The 13,621-nt window shown below is 55.8% G+C and carries 14 protein-coding genes, 1 tRNA gene and 1 pseudogene; 11 read left to right on the top strand and 5 right to left on the bottom strand.

The window, feature by feature from the left end; translation table 11 throughout:
- The 7 genes and pseudogenes from QE270_RS08430 to QE270_RS08400 form a co-directional block, all read left to right on the top strand.
- A pseudogene (locus QE270_RS08430) lies at positions 1-399 on the top strand (cytochrome b); the annotation flags it as partial.
- Between the two features lie 18 nt (positions 400-417).
- Positions 418-1,281: a cytochrome c1 gene (locus QE270_RS08425; protein ID WP_300037997.1), complete on the top strand. Its 864-nt coding sequence runs from the start codon at positions 418-420 to the stop codon at positions 1,279-1,281.
- A gap of 120 nt (positions 1,282-1,401) precedes the next feature.
- Positions 1,402-1,475, top strand: a tRNA-Gly gene (locus QE270_RS08420).
- A gap of 147 nt (positions 1,476-1,622) precedes the next feature.
- On the top strand, positions 1,623-2,156 hold the full coding sequence (locus QE270_RS08415; protein ID WP_300037994.1) for an EF-hand domain-containing protein: 534 nt from the start codon (positions 1,623-1,625) through the stop codon (positions 2,154-2,156).
- Positions 2,157-2,568: 412 nt separating this feature from the next.
- Complete coding sequence (locus tag QE270_RS08410) at positions 2,569-3,030, top strand: tRNA (cytidine(34)-2'-O)-methyltransferase (protein WP_300037991.1); 462 nt, start codon at positions 2,569-2,571, stop codon at positions 3,028-3,030.
- On the top strand, positions 3,027-3,884 hold the full coding sequence (gene hemF / locus QE270_RS08405) for an oxygen-dependent coproporphyrinogen oxidase (protein ID WP_300037988.1): 858 nt from the start codon (positions 3,027-3,029) through the stop codon (positions 3,882-3,884). Before QE270_RS08410 ends, hemF begins: the two co-directional genes overlap by 4 nt.
- A 6-nt stretch (positions 3,885-3,890) precedes the next feature.
- A complete protein-coding gene (locus QE270_RS08400; RefSeq protein WP_300037984.1) occupies positions 3,891-4,505 on the top strand; it encodes a GNAT family N-acetyltransferase in 615 nt (204 codons plus the stop codon).
- Here QE270_RS08400 and QE270_RS08395 read toward each other — a convergent pair.
- On the bottom strand, positions 4,468-5,226 hold the full coding sequence (locus tag QE270_RS08395; RefSeq protein WP_300037981.1) for a hypothetical protein: 759 nt from the start codon (positions 5,224-5,226) through the stop codon (positions 4,468-4,470). The genes QE270_RS08400 and QE270_RS08395 overlap by 38 nt on opposite strands.
- 64 nt (positions 5,227-5,290) lie before the next feature.
- On the opposite strand from QE270_RS08395, the gene lipB reads away from it, so the two are divergent.
- From lipB to QE270_RS08380, 3 genes are read left to right on the top strand one after another with little or no spacing between them, the layout of a single operon-like run.
- On the top strand, positions 5,291-5,968 hold the full coding sequence (gene lipB / locus QE270_RS08390; RefSeq protein WP_300038005.1) for a lipoyl(octanoyl) transferase LipB: 678 nt from the start codon (positions 5,291-5,293) through the stop codon (positions 5,966-5,968).
- Between the two features lie 33 nt (positions 5,969-6,001).
- A complete protein-coding gene (locus tag QE270_RS08385) occupies positions 6,002-6,289 on the top strand; it encodes a hypothetical protein (protein WP_300037978.1) in 288 nt (95 codons plus the stop codon).
- A 38-nt stretch (positions 6,290-6,327) separates the two neighbouring features.
- The gene (locus QE270_RS08380) at positions 6,328-7,578 is read left to right on the top strand and encodes an NADH:flavin oxidoreductase/NADH oxidase family protein (protein ID WP_300037971.1); all 1,251 of its coding nucleotides are present in this window, start codon (positions 6,328-6,330) and stop codon (positions 7,576-7,578) included.
- On the opposite strand, the gene fdxA is transcribed toward QE270_RS08380, so the two are convergent.
- The 4 genes from fdxA to QE270_RS08360 form a co-directional block, all read right to left on the bottom strand.
- Complete coding sequence (gene fdxA / locus QE270_RS08375) at positions 7,575-7,913, bottom strand: ferredoxin FdxA (RefSeq protein ID WP_300037968.1); 339 nt, start codon at positions 7,911-7,913, stop codon at positions 7,575-7,577. The genes QE270_RS08380 and fdxA overlap by 4 nt on opposite strands.
- 106 nt (positions 7,914-8,019) lie before the next feature.
- Entirely contained in the window at positions 8,020-8,268 is a 249-nt protein-coding gene (locus QE270_RS08370; RefSeq protein WP_300037965.1) for an RNA-binding S4 domain-containing protein, read from the bottom strand.
- Positions 8,269-8,283: 15 nt separating this feature from the next.
- Entirely contained in the window at positions 8,284-10,971 is a 2,688-nt protein-coding gene (locus QE270_RS08365) for a helicase-related protein (protein WP_300037962.1), read from the bottom strand.
- Positions 10,972-11,074: 103 nt separating this feature from the next.
- Positions 11,075-12,310, bottom strand: a complete 1,236-nt coding sequence (locus QE270_RS08360) for an FAD-dependent oxidoreductase (RefSeq protein ID WP_300037959.1) — start codon at positions 12,308-12,310, stop codon at positions 11,075-11,077.
- 118 nt (positions 12,311-12,428) lie between these two features.
- On the opposite strand from QE270_RS08360, the gene QE270_RS08355 reads away from it, so the two are divergent.
- Positions 12,429-13,583: an isovaleryl-CoA dehydrogenase gene (locus QE270_RS08355; protein ID WP_300037956.1), complete on the top strand. Its 1,155-nt coding sequence runs from the start codon at positions 12,429-12,431 to the stop codon at positions 13,581-13,583.
- The last annotated feature ends 38 nt before the right edge of the window (positions 13,584-13,621 follow it).

Raw genomic sequence — 13,621 nt, 5'->3', positions numbered from 1 at the left:
ATTTTGAAGGCGTTCACCGTCGACTTCGGCATTCCGTTCACGGGCATCATCATCGTTCCGGCCAAGCTGATGGGTGTGTTGGCGATGTTTGGTTCGATCTTGCTGTTGTTCTTCCTGCCTTGGCTGGACACATCACCAGTACGTTCGGGCCACTATCGCCCGTTGTTCCGTAAGTTCTTCTGGTTCGGCCTCATCCCAAGTCTAGTCGTTTTGACCTATTGTGGTGGCAAGCCTCCGTACACCGAGTGGGTTGTACTCAGCCAGATAGCGGCGGCATATTATTTCGCGCACTTCTTGATCATCTTACCGATAGTCTCACGTATTGAACGGCCGCTACCGCTGCCTAATTCAATCACCGAAGCTGTCACCGGAAAACCGCTTGAAATCGCGGCTGCGTAAAACAGGGAAAGCAGTATCATGGTTCGTTTAGTTGCTTTTTTAGTAGGCCTGTTTTTCAGCGGCATGCTTTTGGTTGGCCTTGGGGATACCGTTATCCAGGCCATTCAGGAACCTGCACAGCCAACGGCTGAGCATGAATTTCACGAAATGCCACTTGCCGTCAGCTTTGCGCATGACGGTCCGTTCGGCAAGTTTGACCGTGGCCAGTTACAGCGCGGATTAAAGGTATATTCCGAAGTATGCGCGGCGTGCCACAGCCTAAATCTTGTCGCCTTCCGTGATTTCGCGGCATTGGGTTACAATGAAGAACAAGTGAAGGCGCTGGCCAAGGGTTGGAAGACCGAAGTACCAAGCATCAACCCTGAAACGGGTGAAGCCGCCTCGCGCCCTGCAATCCCTGCCGATAAAATTCCTTCGCCATTTGCGAACGAAACTGCTGCACGTGCCGCTAACAACAATGCGCTTCCACCTGATCTTTCCTTGATCACCAAGGCGCGCGGCGATGGTCCTGCTTATGTGTATTCATTGCTGCTCGGTTACCGGGATCAAGCTGGCTATAAGAATGAAGAAGGCAAAGAGCTGCTGAAAGAATTCCCGGACGCAGCGACACCTTCTGGCCTTCACTTCAACCCATGGTTTGCCAATTTGAACATCGCTATGGCTAACCCAATCGCATCTGACGATTTGGTCACCTATGATGATGGTACCAAGGCAACCAGAGCGCAGATGGCCAAAGACGTTTCGGCCTTCCTAACTTGGACCGCTGAACCAAAGATGGAAAACCGCAAGAGCGCGGGTTGGGCTGCGCTCGGCTTCCTCTTAATCTTCACGCTATTGGCGTTCATGTCATATCGGACCATCTGGGCCGACAAGAAGCATTGATGCTGTTTGACAGTTAATGGACAGGGCCGCTTTTGCGGCCCTTTCTTTTGCAAATGAGGGCGTTGACGCTTGCGCCGGATAATGGCAATAGCTGCGCTTCCAACGGCCCTCTGGTCCGTCGCGGGTATAGCATAGTGGTAATGCACTAGCCTTCCAAGCTAGCTAGAGGGGTTCGATTCCCCTTACCCGCTCCAACTTATCTTGATTTTATCTCATTATTTCCACCGCTAAACCAATATAGTGTGCGACAACGCAGCTATTGTCTCGACAAGCAGGTGCGAATTACACATCCTATAAAATGCTATCTTCGAATATGCGGATGATAACAAGGAGCTATGACGATGAATAAACTCTCAATCTATGCTGGCCTAATGATCCTTTCTGTTTCTTCCGCAGGGGTGCTGCATGCGGCACCAGTTAAAGCCGATGCAGACGGAAATCGCATTGTCACCAAGACCGAAGCCATAGCAGCAGCAGATGCGCGCTTTGCCAAGATGGACCTAAATGGCGACGGCACTTTAAACGCAGCCGACCGAACCGCCATGATGGCAAAGCATTTCGCGAAGATGGATAGCAATGGTGACGGCTCGATTAGTCAGAGCGAGTTTATGGCCATACATGAGGCAGGCGCAGAGCGACGTGCAGACCGACGCAAAAAGCGAATGGAACGCATCGGGGCGGGCATGCGTGAAGGCCGCCAACCTCGCCGTTTGGGCGCCATAGTCATGATGGCACGCGCCGACATCAATGGGGACAAGGCTGTGTCACAAGCAGAATTTCGCGCTGCGATCGACGCACGCTTTAGTAAGGCAGATGCCAATCAAGACGACAGCATTTCAATGGAAGAACGTCAGGCCGCGCGCAAGATGCGCTAAGTTTAGAGCGCAACGCCCGCGCGCTTATGGCTTCGTACCCATGTTGAGATGTACCGGCTTCCGGAGCTGGATGGGTGGGCGGCATCCGGAAACCGATATGTTCAAGCATGACTGCCAAGCAGCGCAGCCTAATGGGCCAAATGAGGCGATGATTTCTGACGGTCCAGTGTCACAACATTGAAGTTGACGAAATCATGACCTTATGGCCTAATTCAATTATACGGCAGTTAATCCGACAAACTTAGTGACGTGGTTATTTTTTTATGTGCCGCTATTTTGGTATTCCGATATATCCCTGTGGCGCGCGACTGCATCTTGTCAGCGCGCTCCATTTTTAACGCAATAACCGTTTGTAGGTCGGCCGCGATACACGCTAATTGCCGCACGATAGGTTTTTAGTGAGGAGTGTCGCATGCGCATCGCGCTGTATCAGCCGGACATGGCCGGGAATGTCGGTGCAGTTTTGCGCACCTCTGCTTGTTTTGGCGTGACATGCGACATTATCGAACCATGTGGTTTTGCGTTTTCCGAACGCGCGCTGAAACGTTCCGCTATGGATTATATCGACCATGTGAAGATTCAGCGGCATCCCGATTGGACCGCCTTTCTGGGTTCATTGGAAGGCGCACGGATCGTTCTGATGTCAAGCAAAGCGTCTACGCCCTTGCCCCAGTTCGCGTTTCAACCTGATGACGTTATTTTGATGGGGTCCGAAAGCAGCGGTGCGCCTCCCGAAGTCCATGCACGAGCCGATGCGCGGGTATATATCCCCATGGCCGCAGGATTTCGGTCCTTGAACATTTCCGTATCGGCTGGCATCGCTCTTGCCGAAGGTCTGCGACAGACCCACGCATTTCCGAGAGCCAATCTATGACCCTGACATTAGATCATCGCCAACAAACTGCGCGCACGTGGTTTGAGTCGCTGCGCGACAGCATCTGCGCCGCGTTTGAAGCCATTGAGCGAGAGGCAGGGTCCGACGCTTCGTTCGAATATATGCCATGGGATCGGAGCGACCATGACGGCTCCCCCGGCGGCGGCGGCGTACGCGGCGTGATGAAGGGCAAGGTCTTCGAAAAAGTCGGCGTGAATGTCTCCACCGTAGGCGGCAGTTTTAACCCCGAATTTGCCAAAACCATTCATGGCGCGGCGGAAGACCACAATTTCTTTGCTACCGGAATCAGCTTGGTTGCGCATATGGCGAACCCGCATGTGCCAGCCGTCCACATGAATACCCGCTATCTTGTTACGACGAAAAGCTGGTTTGGCGGCGGCGCTGACCTGAACCCTCCGATCCCCTATGAAGAGGATACTGCCGATTTCCATGCGCGGCTGCGTGCTGCTTGCGCGCCTTATGGCCCCGATGTGTATGAACGCTATCGCAAATGGGCAGAGGATTATTTCTGGATTCCGCATCGCAATATCCATCGCGGCGTGGGCGGCATATTTTACGATCATCTCGAAAACACCAGCGATGCCTTGTTTGAACAAAATTTCGCTTTGACCCGCGATGTCGGCAATGCCTTTCTGGACATCTTCCCAAAGCTTGTTCGCCGCCGGATGAACCAGCCGTTCACAGCGGAAGAAAAGCAGGCGCAATTGCGCTGGCGGGGCCTCTATGCCGAATTTAATCTGGTATATGACCGCGGCACGACCTTTGGCCTAAAGACCGGCGGTAATGTGGACGCCATATTGATGAGCCTTCCGCCGCAAGTTGCGTGGGACTGATCCCCAATGGTGTATAGTCCGATTGCCAATGGCGACCTTGGTGCGATTGTAACATCGCTGGAAATGACCAGTCGCCCGCCAATGCGCGCCATGCCGCCGTCGGAATTGCAGCTGGACCGGTGGCTGGCGCCGACTGCAGAAAAGTACCGCACGCTGTATCGCCGCATTGGTGAACCATGGCTTTGGTTCTCACGGCTTGAGCTGAGCGATGCCGATCTGTTGCAGATCATTCATGACCCAATGGTGCGCATTTGGGCCGTTCTTGACCGGCGGGGAATTAAGGTCGGCATTTTGGAACTCGACTTTCGGCTGCCTGAGCAATGTGAAATTGCCTTTTTCGGCCTGGTGCCAGAGCTCACCGGCAAGGGGCATGGCAAATGGCTGATGGCGATGGTGCTGCAAATGGCTTGGGCAGAGGCTGACATGCAACGGTTGTGGGTACATACCTGCACGCTAGACGGCCCGCATGCGCTCACTTTTTATCAGAGATCGGGCTTCGTCGCCTACCAACGACAGTTGGAAACTTTTCCCGACCCGCGCATCACTGGCCTCATCCCCCGCGATGCAGCACCGCACATCCCGCTTATTGATGAGGGGTTTGCGCCGAAAGTTGACGGTTGACGGCGGCGAGCATCAAGATGAAAGCCACGGCCTCGACAGTGACGAAGAGCGCGCTAACGCCTGACTGAAGGATCGGAATCCCCACCTCGCCTGCGATGGATTGGGAAACGGCATCAACTGCGCCGCCCACAATCCCGGATGCCAGGCGTACTGCGAGCGCAACAAACAGCATCAATATCAAAATCGCCCAACCACAGTTACGCGTGACGTTCCAAGTGCGAAGGACCGATGCATGCATGCCGCGGCGACTATCCCCCGCGATCACCGCAGGCAGCAATGCAAACCGCCCTGACAGATAAAGCCCGGGTATCACGAGGAGGAAAAATCCAGCCAATGTGGCCCATCCCACCAACAAGCTTGCCACCAGATAGGGCGCAAACAATGCCGCCGCGACGCCAAGGCCGTCCCCTACTTTGGCCAAAGTACGCCCCGACAGCAGGACATAGAGCGACAGGCTGCCATACATCGTCACCATCATGCTTGGCAGCAATATAGGCCAATGGACCTCGAAATAGCTGCTGAGCGTGGCAACTGCCGTGTCCGCATTTTCCAAAGTGTCGATCATCAATGGCGGCACCAGAAAACCAGAAATCCAAGCCGTCAGAAAGATGAAGAAGCCGGCGATTGCAACAATCGCGTCTTTGTCCGCCGCAAACATATTGCGCGCGTCAGACCACACGGTGCGGTAATCAAGCTTCTTTGGCATTTTGTTCGTTTGCATAGCTGGGGCGTAGAGATTGACATATGCGGTGGCAAGCCGCTTGCGCCATGCTAAAGGCTGCTACATGATTTTGGATGGCAATATCGACTGGGACGTTTCCGAAGGCCTGACGCCTTACCCAGACGCGGTCGCGCGGATGGAAGCGTTGCAGGCTGCAATTCGCGACACCGGCGCGCGAGAGCTTGTATGGCTGCTTGAACACCCACCTTTGTACACCAGCGGCAAGAGTGCAGACCCTGCCGAGCTGCTGAGCCAACAGTTTCCGGTTTATGACACCGGACGCGGTGGGCGGTACACCTACCATGGCCCTGGCCAGCGCGTGGGATATGTCATGTTTGACCTTGCGCATCGGGGCAAAGATGTGCGCTGCTACGTCCATGCGTTGGAAGGCTGGGTAATCGAAGCCCTTGGACATTTTGGAGTAGAAGCGCGCCGCGCAGAGGGCCGCGTGGGTATTTGGTGCGACACGAAAAACGGCCAAGAGGCAAAAATTGGTGCCATTGGCGTGCGGATCCGCAAATGGGTCACTATGCACGGCTTTGCGGTAAATATCGCACCCGATCTGAACCATTTTTCGGGCATCGTGCCATGCGGTATATCCGAATATCCCGTCACTAGCCTCGCCGCTTTGGGTATTGAGGCAACGCTGGCAGATTTTGACACCGCATTGCGCGCCACTTTTGTCAGCTTTCTCAATAGTCTTGCGAAAACGACCGGAAATTGTACGGTCGCGCCGAAATAGATGAACGAGGATATCATGCGCTTTTCCCGACTAATGCCGGCCCTTGCCCTACTGCTGCTGGTGTCTGCCTGCGGCAGTTCCAAGGAAGACAATCAAGTCACAGAAACACGTATGGATAATCTCGAAAGTCTGAAAGGTACGATCAGCGACGACATGATCAACACCGATGAATCGACCGACGAAGCGCCTCTTGATGCCGCGCCTGCGGTTGCGGAACCAGCCAACGCCGAAGTACCAAAGACGGATGCCGCCAAAGCGTCACCGACGGAAACGGAACCCGCTGGCACCACAAAACCCGATACAGCAAGCGAACCAAAGTGAGACTAAACGGCACTTTAACAATGCCATGCGGGGCGGTTTTGAATAATCGTATCGCAAAGGCCGCGATGACCGAGGGGTTGGCTGATCCAATGGGTCGTCCGACGCCCGAACTGCAGCGATTATATGGCATTTGGTCAGATGGCGGGGCTGGCCTGCATATCTCGGGCAATATCCATATTGATGCCAATCATCTGGAACGTCCCGGTAACGTCTTTTTTGACGGACAGCCGGACGAAGAGATGATGGATGCGCTTCAGGCGTGGACAAAGGCCGCAACACGCAATGGCAACCATTTCTGGGCGCAAATTAGCCACGCAGGACGGCAAACCATGCGCGCGGTCAATCCGCACCCCAAGGCCCCTTCCGCTGTCAAATTGGGGCTGCCGGGTGGACAATTTGGCATGCCGGTCGCGCTCACCGAAGACGAAATTTTGAACTTGATCGGCCGTTTTGGTCAGGCGGCTTTGCACTGCAAAAATGGCGGTTTCAGCGGTGTCCAAATCCATGCCGCACATGGCTATCTTATTTCGCAGTTTTTGAGCCCACGGTCCAACCAGCGCACGGACCGTTGGGGCGGAAGCCTTGTCAATCGCGCACGCTTTCTGATGTTCACGCTGAATACAGTACGTACTTTGGTTGGGCCTGACTTCCCGATTTCAGTCAAATTGAACAGTGCCGATTTCCAGCGCGGCGGTTTCGCCTTTGAAGACAGTCTTCAGGTTGCCCGCTGGTTGCAGGAAGCTGGCGTCGACCTCATCGAGATTTCCGGCGGCACCTATGAACAGCCAAAACTTCTTGGCCTCGAAGGCATGGAAGTCGAAGAAACGCAAAATGTGGCGGACACCACGCTCGCGCGTGAGGCCTATTTTGTTGATTTTGCGCAAGCAATGAAGGCCGAATTAACAATACCACTGATGGTGACTGGCGGTTTCCGAAGTGCATCCGCCATGGAGCAAGCGCTGCGTAACGGTGCCGCCGATGTCATCGGCCTTGCCCGGCCATTATGTGTGATGCCAGAGGCGCCCAAGCGGCTGCTGGGCGGCATGGCTATGCTTCCCAGGGTCGAAAACCAGTTGAAGCTTCTGCCCGAATGGCTTTCATCATTGCGCAAGCTCAAGATGATACGCGGCATAGAAGGTTTTGCGACACAATATTGGTTCTACAGCCAGATATACGCGCTTGGCCGCACCGGCAGGGTACAGTCCGACCTCACGGTGTTTGCCGCGCTTCGTGAAGTCGAAAGCTATCAAAAAAGCTGGTTGAAGGCGCACCGCGCCGAAAAAGCTTAGTCGCCCTCGCCGGGATCAGCGCTGAAATATTTGTCGAATTTGCCTTCTTCGCCCTTAAACTCATCTGCATCGGCAGGTGGTTCACGGCTAGTGGTGATATTCGGCCATTCGGCGCTGTAGGTGGCGTTCAATTCAAGCCATTGCTCAAGACCGCTTTCGGTATCTGGCAAAATGGCTTCTGCGGGGCATTCTGGTTCACAAACGCCGCAATCGATGCATTCATTGGGGTTAATGACGAGCATGTTGTCGCCTTCGTAAAAGCAATCCACCGGACATACTTCAACGCAGTCCATATATTTGCAGCGGATGCAGGCATCGGTAACAACATAAGTCACTTGCGGAACTCTCCTATAGGTGGCCGAACGTAAGCCACTTTACTCCGATTGCCTATTGCGAGGCGCGGGGGGAAGTCAACGGCCGAATGCAAATGCCTGCCAATTTTTAGTCTATCAGTTGATAGCAAAGCTGTGCCTCAGATGCCGGACCCCGCCGAAAGGGCATCGAGAGAAGCTTTAGGGTCACAACCGTTTCACCAATCGGCATAGTAATGACATCCCCCGTCACGATCGGCAGGCTTGCCTTTTCAACCCGGCGACCATTGACGCGGATATGCCCCGCCTCGGCCCAGCCTTGGGCAAGCGTTCGGCTCTTGGCAAAGCGCAGAAAGAAAAGGAGCTTGTCGATCCGCAAAGTCGCCCCGACCGTCTAGAGCTTGAGGCCCTTAAGCGCCGCCAACTGCAGCGCCAAGGATGATGGCTGGGCGTTTTGCTTTGGCGCAACAGGGGTGCGATCTGGCTTGGCCTGCGGCTTACCTGCAGCGTGTGTTTTCTGAAGTTGTGGCTTGGCGCGTTGCTGACGCTGCTCGGGCGGACGCGGCTTTGGCAGGCCGACCCAGCGCCAGTGTGTGAGTGTGACAGCTTGCGGTTCGGGTGCCTGGGCAACGGTAGGTTCGGTGGCGATCGCCTCTTGTTCGCTAGCAGCATCGGGTTGAACATTTTCGGGTTCGGATGCTGGCGCAACGTCGCTCGTAACACCCTGCGCTGCGTCGGCCACCGCGTCAGATGTAGGCTCTGGTTCAGCCTGCGGCTCTTGTGCCTTTTCCGCAGGCCGGAAGCCTGCATCGCGCATCAATGCCTTTAACCCAGCCTCACTAATGCCCAGCGACGTTGCGAAGGCCATGTCCATGCTGACCAAATTGCCCTGCCCACGGGCTTCATGCGCTTTTTTGATGACGCGTTCGGCCAAATCAATGCGGACATACTCGTCGCCAATGCGCCTATAGCCAGCGTTGCGTGCTTCGGATGCATTAGCAAAGTTCCACGCCTTCAAATGCACCGCGCTTTCAGGCGGAAGTTCGGGCATCGCACGGCTGTCACGCGCCGCAAATAATGCCGCGCGCCATTTGGCCGCCGCAGGTTTCAACGCGGCGTGGTGATAAATATCAAGCGCGCCAAACACGATTCCGCCCTTGCGCGCCGCGCCGCGTGCTTCCTTTGGCAATGCCGCAATCGCATCGGCTAGATAGTGCCGGCCAGCGATACCGCCCTCATCGGCTAAACGCACCGCAAGTGCACGCACATTGCCGTCGACATCGGCTTGCTGGGCAAGGTCCAAAAGCCCGACGATGCCGCCCATTGCCTTGGCCAATTGCGCTTCTATCCAGCCTTCTGCCCGGGTGGTGATGTCACGCAAGGCGTCGCCTTCAAGCCCAGAGACAGCCTTAACGGGCGTAAAGGCTGGTTGAAGCAGTGTCCGACCCTTAGTCAACGCGCCAAGAAGTTCGCCCTTCCAGAAAATCGCGGGCTTGCCCTCTCCATCGGCTGCGAGCGAGAATTCGCTGTCCTCTGCCATACTTACGTCCTTTGCCTTTTGTCTCAAAATGGCTGCCAAATGCCGTTCGGCGGCAGCCAATAACAATTTACGGTCACCCGCTTTGGCCGCTGGGTCAACCCGAAAGGCGAAGCCCTGTAAAGTGCCAATGTCCTCGCCATCTACCAGAACACGGTTGTCCGCCTGAATCTCGACGGGTAGCAAACCGACGTCTTTCGCGCCTTTCCGAAGCAACATTGATGTGCGTTTATCGACAAACCGCTGACGCAGCGCATCATGCAGGGCATCCGATAATTTTTCTTCCAACGCCCGAGCACGTTCGGCCATCGCAGGCGGATTGGTCAGCCAATCGCTTCGGTGGGCAATATAGGTCCAAGTCCGCACCGCCGCGATTCGCGCCGACAACGTATCCACGTCCCCTTGGATGTTATCCAACCGGGCCAGTTCGCTGGCATAGACGCCCTGCGGAATAACGCGCTCATTCTGGCCCAGATACTGCCACAAAGACGCGACGAAACGGCTGTGATGTTCCTCCCCCATTTGCCTGAAGTCCGGCAGGCATGCGGCCTCCCACAAACGAGCAACGTCGACGGGATGGCGGATCAACCTGGTCACATCTGGCATTTCCGCCAGGCGCTTGAGCACGAGCACATCGATAACCTTTGGCGCGGGCAAAAGCCCCGGACGATGTGGCTTTTTCTCCAGATCGGCAATCAATGTCGCAATGTCGTTGAAACGCGGCTTTGCCTCCCGCCAAAAGAGCCAATCCAGACGTGGGAAGCTGTGCCCTTCAATCGCCAGAACTTCTTCGGGTGTGAATTCGCTGCCTTCGCCCGCCAGCGTCCCAAAACTGCCGTCGCGTTGATGCCGGCCAGCGCGGCCTGCAATTTGCGCCATTTCTGCAACCGTCAATCGGCGGCGGCGCGAGCCGTCAAATTTGGAGAGGCTGACAAAGGCAACATGGGCAACGTCAAGGTTCAGCCCCATGCCGATCGCGTCGGTGGCGACGAGATAATCCACCTCGCCCGATTGAAACATCGCGACTTGCGCATTTCGGGTACGCGGCGACAGCGCGCCCATCACGACCGCCGCCCCGCCACGCATCCGGCGCAAGGTTTCGGCCACCGCATATACTTGTTCGATAGAAAAGGCGACGATGGCGGACCGCTTTGGCAAGCGCGACAGTTTCTTGGCGCCAGCATAGCTCAACGTCGAGAAGCGCGGACGAGAGATGATCTCGGCATCGGGCAGCAGCGACCGAATGATCGGGCGCAGGCTTTCCGACCCCAAGATCATCGTCTCTTCGCGTCCGCGCGCATGCAATATGCGATCTGTGAAAATATGCCCGCGTTCGGGGTCGGCACCCAATTGCGCTTCGTCAATCGCGACAAAGGCAAATTCCTTCTGGATGGGCATGCTTTCAACGGTGCAGCAATACCAGCGCGCTTGCGGCGGCTCAATCCGTTCTTCGCCTGTGATCAACGCGACATTCTGCACGCCTTTCATGGCCACAACGCGGTCGTAAATTTCCCGCGCCAGTAAGCGCAGAGGAAAGCCGATCATCCCGCTGGAGTGCGCACACATGCGCTCGACGGCAAGATGTGTCTTACCTGTGTTGGTAGGGCCTAATATGGCCGTGAGGGCGGAACGTACTGGAGGCAAATGTTTAGGCGGCCGCCAGCTCTGCGGCGAGTTCCTTTAAGGTAACAGCAGTGTTGGCCAATTGATCAGCGGTCGGCGAAAGGCCATCAGTTACGAACAACCGGCCTTGGACATAATCCTTGGTGGCATTGACACAGTCGAGCGCGATGACTTTGCCCGCTTTTAGGTAAATCAGCGAAAAGCTGCGTGTGTCGGGGTCACCGCGCAATATGGTCGTATCATAACCGGCGCTGATCCCCACAGTTTGCAACCGCAGGTCATATTGGTTGGACCAAAACCATGGCACAGCGTGATATTGCGTAAGCTCGCCCGTCAGGCTTTTGGCCACAGCATTCGCCATGTCATTGGCGTTTTGCACAGATTCAACGCGCATGATGTTGCCGCCGGCAAAGGCGTTGGCGTGCGCCGCGCAATCACCGATGGCAAAGATATCTGGCAGCGACGTCCGGCAATAGGCATCAACATCAACCCCTGCCCCGCCGGCTGCGCCCGCATTGAGCAAGGGCCCGACGGCAGGTATGATGCCAATGCCGACAATGACCATCTGCGCGGGGATCACCTCACCATCCGCCAAGCGAACGCCAGTGACAAAGCCCTCGCCTTCAACAGCGGTGATTTCAACGCCCAACCGAACGTCGACGCCATGCGCGCGATGCTCGGATTCGTAAAAGCGTGACAGCGGTTCGCCAGCGACCCGCGCCAGCACGCGGTCCATGGCCTCCAGCAAAGTCACTTTCTTACCCATTTTGCGCAGCACGGCCGCCGCCTCAAGCCCGATATAGCCGCCGCCGACAATAGCGACCTCCGCGACATCATCAAGGCCATCAAGCATCCGGTCGACATCTGCACGGGTGCGCACGACATGCATACCGGACAGATTGCCCCCCTCAACGGGCAATTGCCGCGGACTGCCGCCCGTTGCCCAAATCATGCTGCCATATGAGATAATTGTACCGTCAAAAACGGTCACCTGATGGGCAGCGGGGTCAACGCTATCGACGCGCTGTCCCAGCATAATGTCGATGGCACGCTCGGCCCAAAAGGCTGCGGGTCGGATCATGATGCGTTCAAACGCCTTGTCACCAGCAAAATAGTCTTTGGACAATGGCGGACGCTCATAAGGATATTCAGGCTCGGCATTCACTATGCCAATGCTGCCTTCATATTTGGCCTGCCGAAGTGCAATTGCCGCTTGCGCGCCGCCATGGCCGCCGCCGACGATGAGAATATTATAATGCATCAGTGAAGATTCGCTCGCTTGAAAATCATGTTACAAGCGGTAGGCAAAAGGTAACTGACTGGCTAGCCCCATGCTTGCAGCATATCCAAATAAATGGCAGAGTGAAGGGATGACAAGCATGACCTTAGACTTCGCTCTTGGCGAAAACGCCGACATGATCCGCGCCACGACCAAGAGGTTCGCAACGGACAAAATCGCACCGCTCGCGACCAAAATTGACGCGGATGACTGGTTTCCGCGCGAAGAGCTGTGGCCAGCCATTGGCGAACTTGGCTTGCACGGCATCACTGTGGATGAAGCGGACGGCGGCCTTGGCCTTGGCTATCTGGAGCATGTTGTCGCGGTAGAAGAAGTCAGCCGTGCCTCTGCCTCCATCGGCCTATCCTATGGCGCGCACTCAAATCTATGCGTCAACCAAATCGCCCGCTGGGCCACGCCAGAGCAAAAAGTGAAATATTTGCCTAAGCTAATTTCGGGTGAACATGTCGGCAGCCTTGCCATGTCCGAAGCGGGCGCAGGTTCCGACGTCGTATCGATGAAGTTAAAGGCCGAAGCGGTTCAGGGCGGCTATATCCTCAACGGTACCAAATATTGGATCACCAACGCGCCTTATGCAGACACTTTGGTCGTCTATGCAAAAACCGCACCCGAAGCGGAATCGCGCGGGATAACCGCATTTTTAATCGAAAAAGGCATGGAGGGTTTCTCCATCGGCCAGAAAATCGACAAGGTCGGGATGCGCGGATCGCCAACGGCGGAGCTCGTGTTCAATGACTGTTTTGTGTCTGAAGAACAAATGATGGGCCCGTTGCATGGTGGCGTTGGCGTGTTGATGTCTGGACTGGACTATGAACGCGTCGTTCTCGCCGGGCTTCAGCTTGGCGTCATGCAGGCCTGCCTTGATGTCGTCCTGCCTTATGTCCGCGAACGCAAGCAGTTCGGCAAACCCATTGGCAGCTTCCAATTGATGCAAGCCAAAGTTGCCGACATGTATGTCGCGCTGAATTCGGCGCGCAGCTATGTCTACAATGTCGCGCGTGCGTGCGATGCTGGACAGACTACCCGCTTTGATGCCGCAGGCGCAATCCTGCTCGCCAGCGAAAGCGCGGTGAAGGTTGCTGGCGAAGCGATTCAGGCATTGGGCGGCGCTGGTTATACCAAGGATTGGCCAGTTGAACGTTATTGGCGCGATGCCAAGCTGCTCGACATTGGCGCCGGCACAAATGAAATCCGCCGGATGTTGATTGGTCGGGAGCTGATCGGAGCGGCGTGAACTGTCCGTTGAACAGGAAGTAGCGTAGGAGCCAGCAA

Origin of the sequence: Sphingorhabdus sp., assembly GCF_029865925.1 — a bacterium.
Lineage (GTDB): Bacteria > Pseudomonadota > Alphaproteobacteria > Sphingomonadales > Sphingomonadaceae > Sphingorhabdus_B.
Note: the sequence above shows the minus strand (reverse complement) of the source record. Positions and strands in the feature narration are given on the sequence as shown.